This is a genomic window from Plantactinospora sp. DSM 117369 (assembly GCF_053764795.1).
Genome location: NZ_CM132446.1, coordinates 603,201 through 617,556 on the forward strand (window position 1 = coordinate 603,201; position 14,356 = coordinate 617,556).

At 73.5% G+C, this 14,356-nt stretch carries 13 protein-coding genes; 5 read left to right on the forward strand and 8 right to left on the reverse strand.

Annotation, left to right across the window (positions count from 1 at the left end):
* Positions 1–273: 273 nt before the first annotated feature.
* The 3 genes from ACSMXO_RS02805 (at position 274) to ACSMXO_RS02815 (ending at position 2,546) form a co-directional block, all read left to right on the forward strand.
* Positions 274–1,110, forward strand: coding sequence for a hypothetical protein (locus ACSMXO_RS02805; protein WP_455416596.1), 837 nt, complete (start codon positions 274–276; stop codon positions 1,108–1,110).
* A 111-nt stretch (positions 1,111–1,221) separates the two neighbouring features.
* Complete coding sequence (locus ACSMXO_RS02810) at positions 1,222–1,818, forward strand: DUF4291 domain-containing protein (RefSeq protein WP_455416597.1); 597 nt, start codon at positions 1,222–1,224, stop codon at positions 1,816–1,818.
* Positions 1,819–2,000: 182 nt separating this feature from the next.
* The gene (locus tag ACSMXO_RS02815; RefSeq protein WP_455416598.1) at positions 2,001–2,546 is read left to right on the forward strand and encodes a GNAT family N-acetyltransferase; all 546 of its coding nucleotides are present in this window, start codon (positions 2,001–2,003) and stop codon (positions 2,544–2,546) included.
* Positions 2,547–2,563: 17 nt separating this feature from the next.
* Here ACSMXO_RS02815 and ACSMXO_RS02820 read toward each other — a convergent pair whose 3' ends face one another.
* Positions 2,564–3,148: a TetR/AcrR family transcriptional regulator gene (locus tag ACSMXO_RS02820; RefSeq protein WP_455416599.1), complete on the reverse strand. Its 585-nt coding sequence runs from the start codon at positions 3,146–3,148 to the stop codon at positions 2,564–2,566.
* 89 nt (positions 3,149–3,237) lie between these two features.
* Between ACSMXO_RS02820 and ACSMXO_RS02825 the strand changes: the two genes are divergently transcribed.
* Positions 3,238–3,645 (forward strand): nuclear transport factor 2 family protein, encoded by a 408-nt coding sequence (locus tag ACSMXO_RS02825; protein WP_455416600.1) that lies wholly within the window; start codon positions 3,238–3,240, stop codon positions 3,643–3,645.
* A gap of 46 nt (positions 3,646–3,691) precedes the next feature.
* Here the strand turns inward: ACSMXO_RS02825 and ACSMXO_RS02830 are convergent, their stop codons facing one another.
* The 5 genes from ACSMXO_RS02830 to ACSMXO_RS02850 form a co-directional block, all read right to left on the reverse strand.
* Positions 3,692–5,935: an AAA family ATPase gene (locus ACSMXO_RS02830; RefSeq protein WP_455416601.1), complete on the reverse strand. Its 2,244-nt coding sequence runs from the start codon at positions 5,933–5,935 to the stop codon at positions 3,692–3,694.
* A gap of 161 nt (positions 5,936–6,096) precedes the next feature.
* Complete coding sequence (locus ACSMXO_RS02835; RefSeq protein WP_346261554.1) at positions 6,097–6,510, reverse strand: hypothetical protein; 414 nt, start codon at positions 6,508–6,510, stop codon at positions 6,097–6,099.
* A 53-nt stretch (positions 6,511–6,563) separates the two neighbouring features.
* Positions 6,564–7,349 (reverse strand): GTP-binding protein, encoded by a 786-nt coding sequence (locus ACSMXO_RS02840; protein WP_346261553.1) that lies wholly within the window; start codon positions 7,347–7,349, stop codon positions 6,564–6,566.
* On the reverse strand, positions 7,327–7,830 hold the full coding sequence (locus ACSMXO_RS02845) for a DUF742 domain-containing protein (protein ID WP_346261552.1): 504 nt from the start codon (positions 7,828–7,830) through the stop codon (positions 7,327–7,329). The genes ACSMXO_RS02840 and ACSMXO_RS02845 overlap by 23 nt, the downstream gene beginning before the upstream one ends.
* 73 nt (positions 7,831–7,903) lie before the next feature.
* Entirely contained in the window at positions 7,904–8,374 is a 471-nt protein-coding gene (locus ACSMXO_RS02850; RefSeq protein ID WP_101369297.1) for a roadblock/LC7 domain-containing protein, read from the reverse strand.
* Positions 8,375–8,514: 140 nt separating this feature from the next.
* Between ACSMXO_RS02850 and ACSMXO_RS02855 the strand changes: the two genes are divergently transcribed.
* Positions 8,515–9,708, forward strand: coding sequence for an RNA-guided endonuclease InsQ/TnpB family protein (locus ACSMXO_RS02855; RefSeq protein ID WP_455416602.1), 1,194 nt, complete (start codon positions 8,515–8,517; stop codon positions 9,706–9,708).
* Here the strand turns inward: ACSMXO_RS02855 and ACSMXO_RS02860 are convergent.
* Together ACSMXO_RS02860 and ACSMXO_RS02865 are read right to left on the reverse strand one after the other, a co-directional pair.
* The gene (locus ACSMXO_RS02860; protein ID WP_455416603.1) at positions 9,705–12,776 is read right to left on the reverse strand and encodes a nitrate- and nitrite sensing domain-containing protein; all 3,072 of its coding nucleotides are present in this window, start codon (positions 12,774–12,776) and stop codon (positions 9,705–9,707) included. The two genes, ACSMXO_RS02855 and ACSMXO_RS02860, sit on opposite strands and share 4 nt — an antisense overlap.
* Positions 12,766–14,094, reverse strand: coding sequence for a hypothetical protein (locus ACSMXO_RS02865; RefSeq protein WP_455416604.1), 1,329 nt, complete (start codon positions 14,092–14,094; stop codon positions 12,766–12,768). Before ACSMXO_RS02865 ends, ACSMXO_RS02860 begins: the two co-directional genes overlap by 11 nt.
* Positions 14,095–14,356 lie beyond the last annotated feature (262 nt).

Sequence of the window (14,356 nt, forward strand, 5' to 3'; positions counted from 1 at the left end):
GCGCCCCCCCTCGTGTCAAGCCCCGCCACCGACGCTACCGTCGGTAATTGTCGCAGGCAGGCAGGTTGCCCAGATGGGGTGCGCCGCCCGCGCCGACGCCCGCTCGGCAACGGGTCGCCCACCCCGACGGCCGGTCGCGGGGAACTGCTTCCCGACCCGTCGATTTCGGCCGGATCGGGTCTGATTCACGGTAGACAGGAGAGAGGACCACCGTCGGAGTGCCGGGGAGCCGCCGATGAGACCGTCAGGCCGCCCGCAGCCGGAGCTGCGCCGATGATGCGGGTCCGGTCGGCCTCGGCGGCCGCGCCGGGACGACTGGAGAACGAGGACCACGTCTTCCGGTACGGGGAACTGGTCGGCGTACTCGACGGGGCGACGGTGCCGGACGGCTTCGACACCGGCTGCGTACACGGTCCGGCCTGGTACGTCCGGCGGCTCGCGGCGCGGCTCGGGTTGGCCGCGGCGGACCGGCCCGCCGCCGCGCTGACCGGCAACCTCGCCGCCGCGATCCTGGCGGTACGCGCGGACCACGGCGGTGCCTGCGACCTCGACCATCCCGGCACCCCGTCGGCGACCGTCTGCCTGCTGCGGCACGGTGGCGACTCCGTCGACTACCTGGTGCTCTGCGACAGCCCGCTGGTGCTCGACCTGGGCGAGCGGGTCCAGGTGGTCTCCGACGAGCGGCTACGGGCGGCAATGGCCGACCTGCGGCAGAAGGCGACCACCGTGGCGCGGGTGGGCGGTGAGGTGGACCCGGCGACCCGGTTCCGCCGGGCGGTGGCGTTGCAGCGGGAGCAGATGAACCAGACCCACGGCTACTGGGTGGCCGCCGCCAATCCGGATGCGGCGTACCACGCGGTCGCCGGCAGCCTGCCGCTGCACGGGCCGGGGCGGATCCGCCGGGCCGCGCTGCTCACCGACGGGGCCTCGGTCGCGGTCGAGCAGTTCGGCCTCTTCGACTGGCGTGGCCTGCTCGACCTGCTCAGCGAGGCCGGGCCGGGCGAGCTGATCCGCCGGGTCCGGCTGGTCGAGGCCGGCGACGGCCAGCGGCGCAGCGGCTTCAAGCGGCACGACGACGCCACCGCCGTGCTCTGCGAGTTCGACGACTGAACGCCGGCCCGGGCACGGCACCGGCCCTGGCAGCGCGGGCGCCGGGTCGAAACCGGGTGGCGGGTCGAAACCGGGTGGCGGCGATCGCCGGGTACGGCGACGATCGGCGTCGTGTCGATTCCCCAGCGGCAGATCCGGGCCGGCTACACCGACGAGACGATCACGGTCTACCAGGCGTACCCGCCGTCGATCGCCGAGCCGGCGCTGGCCGCCGGCCGGTTCGTGGCCCCGTTCAAGCGGGAGCGGATGACCTGGATCAAGCCGTCCTTCCGGTGGATGATGTACCGCTGCGGCTGGGCGGAGAAGCCCGGACAGGAGCGGGTACTCGCGGTCGAGATCACCCGGGACGGCTTCGAGTGGGCGCTCGGCCGGGCCTGCCTGAGCCACTACGACCCGGACCGGTATCCGAGCCGGTCGGACTGGGCCGCGCGGCTGAAGACCAGCCCGGTACGCGTGCAGTGGGATCCGGAGCGCTCGCTGGAGCTGGCACCGCTGCCGCACCGGTCCCTCCAGGTCGGGCTGAGCGGGCCGGCCGTCACCCGGTACGTGGACGAGTGGACCGTCGGGATCCGCGACGTCACCGCGACCGCGCAGGCGATCCGGGCACACCTGCGGGCCGGCGAGCGGGACGCGGCGGCCGCGCTGCTCCCCGCCGAGCGGCCGTACCCGCTGCCGGAGCCGGTGGCGGCGGTCATCGGCGCGTCCTGATCCGGGCCGGCGCCGGTCGTACCGTGCCCACCCGAGGTGTCGCGGGTCCGCCGGCCGGCGCCGGGGTCGGCACGACCAGCCAGTCGGGCAGGGGGTCGCCCGGTCGGGTCGGGATGGCCCGAACGGAGCGGGTCTGGCAAACCGGTGGACGCGGCGGCGACGCGGCGAGAAGCATCGAGATCGTGACCCGTGAGGTACGGCTGACGCCGGTAGACGAGCAGAATCTCGAACCGCTGCTGTCGGTGGCGGTCGCCGAGACCGAGCCGGACGAGGTGATGCCGCCGGTCGAGGCGCCTGCCGGCTGGTCACAGGCTCGGCGGGACGCGTTCCGGGAGTTCCACCGGGCGAACTTCGGCGGCCTTTCCGGGCCGACCGGCAACCTGATGTACGCGATCGTCCAGGACGGCGACGTGGTCGGGATGGGCCGGCTGGGCCGGCACGCCGAGCCGGGCACCCTGGAGACCGGGATGTGGCTCGGCAAGTCCACCCGGGGGCAGGGCATCGGGCTGATCGCACTGCGGCTGCTGCTGGCCGAGGCGATCGAGGCCGGGGCCCGGCGGGTGGTGGCCGAGACCCGGGCGGACAACATCCCGGCGCTGAACCTGCTGGCCCGCTGCGGCGCGGTGCTGGACGGCGACGGCACGGCGATCCGGGCGGAGATCCGGCTCGGGGTCAACGAGGACGTGCCGGCGCCTGGTGAGGCCCGGGCGGCCGGCGGGGCCGGGTAGCCGCCGGTCGCCCGCCGTCAGCGGGCCGCGCCCGGCCGCAGGCCGGCAAAGATGATCGCCAGGGTACGTTCCCGCAGCTTCGCGTCCCAGCCCCCGTGCAGGGCGCCCTGGCAGGTACTGGCGAGCAGCGCCATCACCTCGGGCAGGCGTACCTGCCGGTCGACCGTGCCGGCGGCCCTGGCCTGACGGAGCAGGCCGTGCACCGCCTCGCCGAGCACGTCCAGCACCTCGGGTAGCTGGATCTCGACGCCGGTCCGGGCCAGCAGGTCGGCCACGGCCTTTTTGGTGGCGGCCTGCTCGACGGTCTGGGCGAAGAACGTGAACAGCCCGGTGCCGTCGCGGTTGTCGCCGCCCAGCGTGGCGGCCTGCTCGACCAGCCCGGCCAGTACGCCCTTCATGATCGCGGCGAGCAGGTCGTTCTTGGTCGGGAAGTGCCGGAAGACCGTACCGATGGCGACCCCGGCCCGGGCCGCGACCTCCTCGGTCGACGCCGCGACGCCGTGCTCGGCGAACACCTCCTCGGCGGCCGCCAGGATCCGTACGCGGTTGCGCTGCGCGTCCGCGCGCAGCGGCCGGCCGGGATCGGCTGTCCGGGACGTCATGCGGGGCTGCCCTCCTTGCAAAATGAGTCGAGGCTCATTATCTTCCTAAGTCGAGTCATCACTCACTCTAGCCTCGAGGAGATGTCCCGATGAGCACGCCCAGCGAAGCCTTCGCCCGGATCCGGAACAACTTCCTGGCCAACACGGCCGTCTTCGCCGAGGACCAACTCGCCGAGGACGTGGTGGTGGAGATGCCGTTCGCCGCACCCGGCCGACCCCACCGGATCGAGGGCCGGCGGGAGTTCCTCGACTTCGCCGCCGCCGGCCGGGCCCAACTCCCGTTCCGGATCGACGACTGCCGCAACGTGGTGATCCACGAGACCACCGACCCCGAGGTGATCGTCGTCGAGTACGAACTCGCCGCCACCGTGACCACCACCGGCGTCTCCGCCTCCGCCCCGTTCATCGCGGTGCTCCGGGTCCGGGACGGCCGGGTGGCGCACTGGCGCGAATACCAGAACCCGGCCGCATTGGCCCTGGCGACCGGCCAGGAGTGAGCCACCGGCCAGTCCGGCGCCACCGGGCGGCCCGACCGGCACCGGCTCACCGCTGCGCGGCGTACCCGGCCAGCCAGGCGACCTGGCCCGGATCCAGGGACGGCCGGACCCGGGCCCGGGCCGTCGCGACGTGCCCGGCGTGCACCGTGCTCGCCTCCAGCGACTCCCGCATCGCCGCGAGCGCCGCCTCCCGGACCAGCGCGGCGCAGTCCGCCGCGGAGAACCCGTCCAGCTCCTCGGCCAGCGCCGCCAACTCCACCTCCTCGGCCAGCGGCACCGACCGGGCAGCCGCCCTCAGGATCTCGGCCCTTGCGGCGGCGTCCGGCGGCGGCACGTAGACCAGCCGTTCCAGCCGGCCCGGCCGCAGCAGCGCCGGGTCCACCAGATCCGGCCGGTTCGTCGCACCGATCACCACCACGTTGCGCAGCGGCTCCACCCCGTCCAGCTCGGTGAGCAGCGCCGCGACCACCCGGTCGGTGGTGCCGCCGTCGGTGGCCTGGCCACGTACCGGGGCCAGCGCGTCGACCTCGTCGAGGAAGACCAGGGTGGGGGCCGCCTCCCGGGCCCGCCGGAACAGCTCCCGGACCGCCCGCTCGCTCTCGCCCACCCACTTCGAGAGCAACTCCGCGCCCTTCACCGACAGCACGTTCGCCCGCCCGGTACCGGCCAGCGCGCTGACCAGGAAGGTCTTGCCGCAGCCCGGCGGGCCGTAGAGCAGTACGCCGCGCGGCGGCTGCACGCCGAGCCGGGCGAAGGTGTCCGGATAGTTCAGCGGCCAGAGCACCGACTCGGTCAGCGTCTCCTTGACCTCGGCCATGTCACCCACGTCGTCCAGGGTCACGTCGGCCAGCTCCAGCATCGAGGACTCGGCCATCGAGGTCGGCCGGACCACCTCCAGCGCCGCCGAGAAGTCCGCCATCGCCACCGTCGGGGCGGTCGCCTCCTTCTGCCGCAGCGCGGCGCGTACCCCGGCCTCCCGGGTCAGCGCGGCCAGGTCGGCGGCGACGAATCCGGGCGTACGGGCGGCCACCTCGTCCAGCCGGACGTCCTCGGCCAACGGCATCCCCCGGGTCAGCACCGTCAACTGCTCCCGGCGCAGCGCGGCGTCCGGCAGCGGAATCGCGATCTCCAGCGAGAGCAGGTCGGGGGAGCGCAGCGCCGGATCCACCGACTCGGGTCGGCTGGTCGTGCAGACCACGGCGGCTCCGGCGCGTACCGTCTCGGCGAGCAGTTGCCGGAAGACCGTGCCCACCGGACCGGGCGTGTCGCGCGGGGCCAGCGCCTCGACGTCGGAGACCAGCAGCACCGCCGGCGGCGCGTCCCGGACCGACGCGGCGGCCTCGCGCAGCCGCCGGGCGGCGGCGTCGTTGGTCAGCGCCGCCACCTCGGGCGCCCAGATCGCGGCGAACCGGGCGCCCACCGCCCGGGAGACCGCCCGGACCAGCGCGGACTTGCCGGACCCGGCCGGACCGGTCAGCAGTACGCCGAGCGAGACAGTGGTGCCCAGCCGGCCCAGCACCTCACGGTGGTGGAAGCCGAGGTCCAGCAGCTCGGTCAGCTCCTCGGCCTGGGCCCGCAGCCCGGGCAGCTCGTCCAGCCCGGGCGCCGGATCGGGCACCGCCCCGGTCGCCGCCGCCGGGCTGGGGCCGCCGGTCACCGCCCGTACCTCGGTCGGTGCGGTGCCATGCGTGGCGTGGCCGCCCTGCCAGCCGACCACGCTGTCCATGGTCACCAGCACGGAGTCCGTGCCGCCGCCGGGGAGCCCGTTCGCGGACTCCGCCGAGGTGACCGTCAACAGGGTGCTGGTCCAGGCGTAGCCGACAGTGTTCGCCAGGCTGCGCCGGGCCGCCTCGACCAGGGTCCGCACGCCCGCGTCCGGGAGTACGTCCTGGGGCAGCAGGGAGACGTCGTCACCGGTGGTCACCATCTTGCCGAGCAGCGCGAGGCGGAGCATCTCCGGCGAGACCACGGCGACGATCTCCGGCGGGCCGGTCAACATCACCCGGCGGGCCGCCACCACCGGGGTCGGGGTGACGGTGACCTGGCTGCCGTCGCGTACCCCGAGGTTGCCGAGGACCAGGTCGTCGGCGTAGAGCAGGGCACGGCTCGCCGACGGCTCCGCCCGGGCCACGATCCCGGCGGTGGTACGGCGCCCGGTGAGCCGTACCGGAGCGCCGGGGTGCAGGCCCAGCGCGGTCAGTACCTCCGGATGCAGCCGGACGATGCCCCGGCGGGCGTCCAGCGCGGCCGGCCGCAGGCTGGCGGTGAGCGTGAGATCCCGACCCGTCACCGGCCGAGAGTACCGACCGGGAACCAGCCGCCGGGACGCGACGAGTGGCCCTTTTTCGACCTCCCCTTACGGTCCGGCGCACCGCAAGGTCGGCGGCGGTGCGTGAGCGGCGCGCGATCCAGGTTGAAATAGGTTCAGTGCGCCGGTGACCGTCGACGGCCTCAGCCGTGGTCGTCGGGGCCGAGCAGGGACGGGTCCCGCCGGATCAGGTCGGCGAGCCGGGCGGCGGCGTCCGGAGTCGGCGGATCCTCCGGAGCGGCCCAGCTCGGCACCGTCCGCACCGACATCGGCCAGGAGTGCGGTGGCTGCCCGGCGACCGGCAACGCCGGCTCGGCGGCGGGGCGTACCGTGACCACCCCGTCCGACCAGGCGACGTGCATCGCCGAGATGTTCGGTCCGTCGGCGACCCACATCGTGACCGCCACGTTCGGATACTGCGCGACGACCCGCTGGACCGCGTCGGTCACCTCCTCGACCGGTGACCCGGCCCGGGCCGCCGCCTCCTGGGCCCGTCGTCGTTGCAGCGCCTCCCGGCGCTCCATCCGTGCCAGTGCGTCGTCCAGTTCGCCCCTCATCGCGTCACCCTTCCCGGCCAACCGCCGACCCGTCGCGGCCGGACCGTCGCGGGCTAAGTCTCCCGCTCCCGGATCGCTCGATCCAGGGCCCGATCCAGCACGATCAGTAAGGCGTCGCGTACCGAAAGTCGATCTCTGGCGTCGAACTGGACCAATGGGACATGTTCCCCGATCGCCAGCGCCCAACGGATCGCCGTCAGGTCATGCGCGATCTGGCCGTCGAACGCGTTGACCGCGACGACGAAGGGTAGACGGGCCCGCTCGAAGTAGTCGATGGCGGGATAGCAGTCGTCGAGCCGCGAGGAGTCCACCACCACCAGCGCCCCGAGCGCGCCCCGGGCCAGGTCGTCCCACATGAACCCGAAGCGGGACTGCCCCGGCGTGCCGAAGAGGTAAAGCTTGAGACTGCGGTCGATGGTGACGCAGCCGAAGTCCATCGCCACCGTCGTGGTGGTCTTCTCGGAGCGGATTCCCGGATCGTCGACGCCGATCCCGGCGGTGGTCATCTCCGCCTCGGTGGTCAGTGGCGCGATCTCCGAGATGGCGCCGACCGTGGTGGTCTTGCCGACCCCGAAACCACCAGCGATCAGGATCTTCACCGGAATCGGCGGCGCGGTACCACGCCGCTGCTCGGACCGGTGCGCCCCGGCCGGGTCGGCGCCGGCCTCCCGGGCGTGCCGGGGCGGTACGTGGCGGGTGGGCGGGGCGTACCCGGCGGGCAGCCCCCGGCCGGTCCCGACGCTGTGTCCGGGCGGGCTGCCGTACCGGCCGGGTGCGCTGTTCGCCAGGGGGCCGGCCGGCGGCGAGGCGGGCCAGTCAGGAGATCGCACGAAGTCCATCGATCACTCGCATAATGAGGTCGGGGTCGTGGGCATCCTCGACGGGACAGATGTGTACGTCGAGGTGGCCGGCGGCCCGCAGGTCACCGACCAGGATCTTGGTGACGCCGAGATGCATCCGGAGCCGCGCGGAGATCTCCGCCACGGACATCGGCTCGACGCACAGCGCGACGATTTCCTGGAGTTCCGAGGAGAGCCGGTTGACCGGTGGGCTGGTCCAGGACGTGGCATCGATCCTGGCGGTCACCTGGGTCTCCAACCCGATCGCCGGGTCGGCCCCGGAGACCCGCCCGGAGGTCAGCACGAACGGGCGCAGCCCGGTCGGCACCGGCTGCACGATCGGCAGTTCCCCGGTGTCGACCTCCGGCTCCGCCTTCTCCTCCGCCAGCACGGCCTGGAGATAGGGACGGATCCGGACCGTCGGCAGTACCTCCGGCTCCGGCTCGGCGTCCGGCTCCGGCAGCTCGCTCCGCTCGGTCATGCCGGTCCCTCACTCCGCCCCAAGGCGTTCCGGGGGGTACGGCGCGGCGGGCCGCCACCCGCAGCACCCGTGGTCACGACTGAACGGAGTTCTTCAGTTCGACGATCAGCCGAGGGGTGAGCGCGCCTCCGGCCCGACCGGCGAACAGGGTCATCTCGTAGGCGACGGTGCCGAGGTTGGCCGACCGGTCGGCGACCACCCCGAGGACCGAGCCGCTGCTGATCGCGCTGACCAGCAGGTAGCCGTCGGTCATGTCCACCACCACCCGGTTGAGTGCACCCAGCGTGTACCAGTTCGCGGCGCCGCTGGCCAGGCTGGTCATCCCGGAGACCACCGCGGCCAGGCGCTCCGCGTTCGACCGGTCCTTGATCGACGACATGGCCATCAGCAGACCGTCGGAGGAGACCGCGATCGCCTCCTGTACGCCGGCGGTGCCGGACGTGAACGAGTCCAGCAACCAGTTGAAGGTGCGCGCCTCCTGGCTCAGCTCGCCGGTGCCCGCTGCCTGCTGGTCCTGCTCGGTACGGATGAAGGGAGTGCTCATCGGGAGCTGCCCGAGAATCCGCTGGCTTCAGCCATGGGGAGGAAAGGGCGGTCAGGCGTGGTGGTTTTCGGCATGGCGTCGACTCCTCTGCGGGTCCTCGCGGGTCAAATCTGTCGGATGCGGCTGGGATGCTTGTGGGCGTGGACGAGACGGTGCGGTACACCTACCGGTTGCGCCCTGGCGCGACTGCGGAGGCCGCGCTGCTTGGCGAGTGGGGGCGGTGTCGCTGGTTGTGGAACGAGGCCGTCCACAAGCACAGGACCGGCCGCAAACCGACCTTCGGCAGGTTGTCGAAGTTGTTGACCGAGGCACGGGCCCGCTCGCCGTGGTTGCGGGAAGGGTCCCAGGTCGCCCAGCAGCAGACGTTGCGCACCTATGCTCTCGCCCTCCAGCGCTCCTTCAAGGTGAAGGGACGCGGCCGGCCGAGGGTCAAACGACTGAAGGACACGCTGCCCAGCCTGGAATACACCACGCGCGGGTTCTCGATCCGCGACCGTCGGCTGCGGCTGCCCGGCGGCGTCAGCATTCCGGTCGTCTGGTCCCGCGAGCTGCCGTCCGATCCGACCAGCGTCCGCGTCTACCAGGACTCGCTTGGGCACTGGTACGCCTCCTTCGTCGTCCGCCGCAAGGCTATCGCCGCCCCCGACGTCGAAGGGGCGATCGGTGTCGACTGGGGCGTAACCACGACCGCGACGACCACCGACCCCGCCTACGACCTGCCACACCTCGCCCACCGGAAACGGTGCGCCGCCGAACTCGCCAAACTCCAACGCCGAATGAGCCGCCGTCGGCGCCCCAGGGGTGTCAAGCCGTCGAACGGCTACCTGCGGGCCAAACGCCAGGCGGCGAAGCTGGTGAAGAAGGCGGCCCGGCAGAACACCCACGATGCCCGTGTCTGGGCGAAGAAGATCGTCGACAACCACGCGACGATCGCCGTTGAGGATTTCAAGCCGACGTTCCTGGCCAGGTCCCGGATGGCGGGCAAGGCTGCTGATGCGGCGATTGGTGCGGCGAAGCGGGAACTGGTCGATCGTGGCTTGCGGGCGGGCCGGAAGGTGGTGCTGGTGCCGCCCGCCTACGCCACGATGACCTGCTCGCAATGCGGTACGAGAGCCAAGCACCGTCTCGGGTTGGGTGTCAGAGTCTTCCGGTGCGACGACTGCGGATACACCGCCTGTCGGGACCGGAACGCCGCGAGGACGATCCTCGCCACGGCAGAGCGCGGCCGTGCTGGTGCCGACGACGTGAGACATGCGATCACCTCCTTCCGAGACGGTGCTCGGGTGCGGTCCGAGCCAGAAATCCCCCGGCCTCCAGCCGTGGGGAAGCGTTAACGTGGGGTTCCCTCTTCGTGGTGGCGGTGTTCTGTTCGGACTTCGCTCAGCGCGCGGGCGACACCGGACTCGAACTGCATCATCAGCTCGCGTACCTTCTCGGGGTCGTCCGGTCCGGCGGTGGCGACGGCCGGCGCCTGGCCGAGCGGGGTGGTCGGCAGCGGAACGCTCAGGTTGGCTCCGGGGACCCGCCGGTTGAGTCGCGGCGGAGCGCCCGTCGCGGCGGGGGTCGCCGCTGCGGTGCCGTTGGCTCGGGGTGCTGATCCCGCCGGCCCGAGGCTACCACCCGCCGGACCCGGGCCGCCCCGCTCCGCCGGAGTGCTACCCGGCGACCGCAGGTCGGACCGCTCCGGACCGGGAAGCACCGGTGGCGAGACGGCCCGCCGGGACTCTCCGGGCCCGGTGCCGACCTGCGCCGCCCGGAGACCCTCGCCGGTCGGCCGGGACTGCTGCTCGCGCTGCGCCCGGCGTACCCCGGCCTCGAACTCCTCGATCAACGCCCGGACCACGGACGGGTCGGCCGGGGTCGGCTCGGGGCGGGTCCTGCTGGTGGTGGTCGGCAGTTGGGCGCCCGGGACCCGCTGGCGCAGCCCGGTGCCGGGGCCGGACGAGTCGGGTCCCGGGCTGCTGTCGGCGGAAGGCGTCGCCGGCGCACCGGAGGACGCCGGGCCACCTCCCGCATCCGGGCCGGCCGGCCGGTCGCCCGGGGCGCCACCGCCCGGTTGTCCCGCCGGTTCCGCACCGGTCCCGGCGGTGCCGGCCCGGGCGGTGCCGGTCCCGCTGGCACCGGTCCCGGCGGTGCCGGCCCGGGCGGTGCCGGTCCCGGTGGCACCGGTCCCGCTGGCGCCGGGCTGGGCGGTGGCCACCGGGCGGGTCAGGAAGGCGTTCCAGGGCTGGCCGGACGTCAGCGACCGGGTGGCCCGGCGGATCAGCTCCTCGTCGAAGACCGGTCCGGCCGGTACCGCCACCGGCATCAGCTCGGGCAGCCGGAACACCGGTGCCGTCTCGGCCATCGCCGGCACCGGTTCCGGGGTCACCGGCGCCGGCCCGGCAGGGCTGTGTACCGGTGCCGGCTCGGTGGGCCTGGATGGTGCCGGCTCGGCGGTCGGGGCCGTCGCCCGGCCGACCGGGGTGCCGGGCTCGGTGATCCGGACCGGCCGGACCGGCAGCGGTGCCGAGGCGCTCGCCCGGGGCGTCGGCAGTTCGGGCTCCGGACGGCGGGTGACCAGCAGCCGGTCGTCGATCTCCACCCCGACGGTGACCCCGCCGCCGGGCGTGGTCGCCGAGAGGGTGACCCGCCAGCCGTGCCGGCGGGCCAGCCGGCCCACCACGAACAACCCGAGCACTTCGGTCGGGACCAGGTCCAGCCGTTCCCGCCGGGTCAGCCGGGCGTTCTCCTCGGCCAGCCGCTCCGGGGTCATCCCGATGCCGTGGTCGACCAGGTTGAGGCGTACCCCGCCCGGGATGACCTCGGCGAGCACGGTGACCCGGGTGTGCGGCGGGGAGAAGGCGGTGGCGTTCTCCATCAGCTCGGCCAGGGTCAGCACCAGGTCGCCGATGACCCCGGGCGCCACTCCGACGTCGAGCCGGACCTGCACGTCGACCCGGGTGAAGTCCTCGATCTCACCGAGTGCCAGCCGGACCACGTCACCCAGCGGCAGCGGGGCGACGTGCCCGTCGCCACCGGCGCCGCCGGAGAGCACCACCAGGCTGCTCGCGTTGCGACGCAGCCGGCTGGAGACGTGGTCGAGCCGGTAGAGGTGCTGGAGCCGGCCCGGGTCCGTCTCCTGGTGTTCCAGCCGGTCGATCAGGGCGATCTGCCGGCCGACCAGGTTCTGGGTACGCCGTCCGACGTGCCCGAACATCTGGGCCACGTTCCGCCGGCTGGCGGCCTGCCGCTCCACCAGCCGGGCGGCCGTACCCTGCACCCGCTCGAAGGCCCGGGCCAGGTCGCCGACCTCGTCGCGGCCGTCCACGTCGACCGGGTCGAGCCGGATCGGGTGGTACGACTCGGACTCATCGTCGACGATCCGGGTCAGCTCCTCCTCGGCGGCCCGGGCCATCCGCTCGGCGGAGACGGTCAGCCGGGTCAGCGGCCGGGCGACGGTACGCGCCACCGCCAGGCTCAGCAGCATCATCAGCGCGATGATCAGCAGCACCAGCAGCCCGACCGTGTACGCACCGGCGATGGCCCGCTGGCGCTGGTCGGTCACCTCGGCGACCACGTCGGTGACGATCTTCTTCTCGATGAACTGGCCGAGCGTGATCAGCGAGGTGGCGGCCGGGAACAGGTCCGCCAGGTTCAGGTCGGCGATCGCCTCGGTGGGGTCGGCGGCGCCGGCGCTGAGGAACTCCGGGCCGGTGCGGGCCGCCGTCGCCCGCTCGATGAGCCGGTAGAGATCGTTCTGTGCCGGGGTGGCGAAGCTGCGGAACCGGGCCAGATTGGATTCGAGCCCGGCCATGGTGCCGACGTACGCGATGCCGGCGGCCGGGGTCTTCGTCCCGGCGACCAGCACGATCAGGCTGGCCGCGGCGCTGATCCCCTCGTCGGTGAGGAGCACCGCGTCCAGCGCGATCATCTGGCGGCCCTCGGGCGTGGTCGCGTCGGCGGACCGGACCAACCCCAGCGACGCGATCAGTGCGGTGTGTACCTGCCCGAACGCGGCGATGACCTGGTCCGGCCTGGCCCGCCGGGCCAGGACACCGGCCCGCAGGTCGGCCAGCCGCCCGACACCCGTGATCGCGGCGTCGATCTCCCCGGTCAACTGCCCGCCGAGGTCGGCCCGCAGGTCGGCGATCCGGTCACCCACCTGCGCGCTCTGCTGGACCAGTTCCGAGCGGTCGACGACGTTCAGCAGGTAGCCGACGGAGAGCAGCCGTTCCCGCTGGAGATCCTGCACGAGGGTGCCGACCTGGCCGGCCCGGCGCACCGTGTCGGCGGTGTCGGCGGCCTTCTGGGCCGAGGAGATCCGGTCGGCCAGCACCGGGACGGCGAGGCCGATGGTGCTGAGCAGCGGAAGGATGACGAGCAGGGCCAGCCGGCCCCGGATCCGGAGCCTACCGAGCATCGGGACGTCCCCACGGCGCCGGGCGCTCCGGCACGGCCGACTGGGTGGCCTGGCCGGCGGGTACCGGATCCTGCCAGTCCGCCAGCGGGGACCGCCGGCCCGGGTCGCCTGCGGGGTCCGGCCGGCGCGGCCGGCGTTCGGGCAGCGGCGGCAGCCCGCCGGCCGGCGGCCCGGCCAGCGTCGCGCCGACCGGCAGCGCCGACTCGGCCAGTGGCGGCCCGGTCGGCGGCGGCCCGGACTCGGCATCGACGGTGCGGCGCAGCCCGTCGGTGGTCGGCTCACCGGCCCCGGCCGGGGTGCCGCGGCCCCGGTCGGCGGCCCGGGCGGCCAGCACCGGCAGGGCGGCGAGGGCGAGCACCAGGAGTACGGCCAGCACCAGCGCGCCGACCACGATGCGCCGCTCGCCGGTCAGCCCGTCGACCCGCTCCCCGAGCAGGATGTCGAGTTCGGCCAGGATGATCGTGGCCAGCCCGGATCCGGCGAGCTGCGCCGAGGCTCGGGCGGCACCCACCTGGATCGGGTTGGGTGCGGCCGAGTCCCGGGTGAGCGTGGCCAGGTCCTCCACCGCACGCTGGTAGCCGTCGAGCCGGCTGAGCAGGTTGCCGCCGAGCGTCCGGCTGGCGGTGTTCTCCACCGCCGCGCGCAGGTTCTCGACCAGGTCGGCGGCGGGGGCGAGTACGGCGGACCGGGCCAGGGCCAGCTCGCCGGCGGTACGCAGCGGGTTGCCACCCGAGCGGCCCGCCGCGAGTACCGAGCGGTCGGCGAGCCGTCCGGCCGCGACCAGGGCTTCCGGCAGTTCCTCGGCCACCGCGTCCTGGAGGTGGTAGGAGTCCGACTCCGGGTCCCGGATCAGCCCGGAACTCTCCCGCACCTTGGCGTAGAGCGCCAGCAGCAGGTCGGTGGTCTCGGTGTAGACCGTCCAGGCGTCCTGCGGGTTGGCCGGCGGGCGGTCCGGCAGCGCCTCGATCTTGGCGTGCAGCCCGGCCCAGCGCTCGCTGGTACGCAGCTTGGCGCCGTACCGGACGTCGACCGCGCTGGTCTCCTCGACCGCGGTACGCAGCGCGGCAGCCGCCGCCGCCCGGCCCGCCACGGCACCGGACTGGGCGTCGACCAGGGCGAGCGTCACCTGTCCCAGGGAACGCAGGTACTCGACCCCGTGCCGCTCGCGTTCGGCGACCGTGAGCCGGTCGTCGTCGCTGCGCCAGGCCGAGCTGAACAGCACGCCGGCCGGAAGCAGCAGGGCGACCGCGAGCAGCACTCGCAGCGCTGTGCCGGTCCGGTTCGGCTCACGCCGGGACCGTTGCGCGGGAACTGTCATCGTCCATCTCCATCGGCGAGAGGGGTCGTGCTGCGTGGCGGGCGTGGGGAGACCGCCCGGTCCCGTCCACCGGACCGGAAAACTAGTAGACGTCGGACCCGCTCGATCCGGGTCGAGCAGTCAGTTATGCGTCACTTGGGTACAGGTAACACCCGGTGACCAAAAATGTGACTCCTTGTGGATAGTTGCCTAGGCGCATGTATCGGTTAGGTGGGCGTTGCGCCGAAAGATCGGAATTCACAGGATCCGAAGTCGCCCCGCC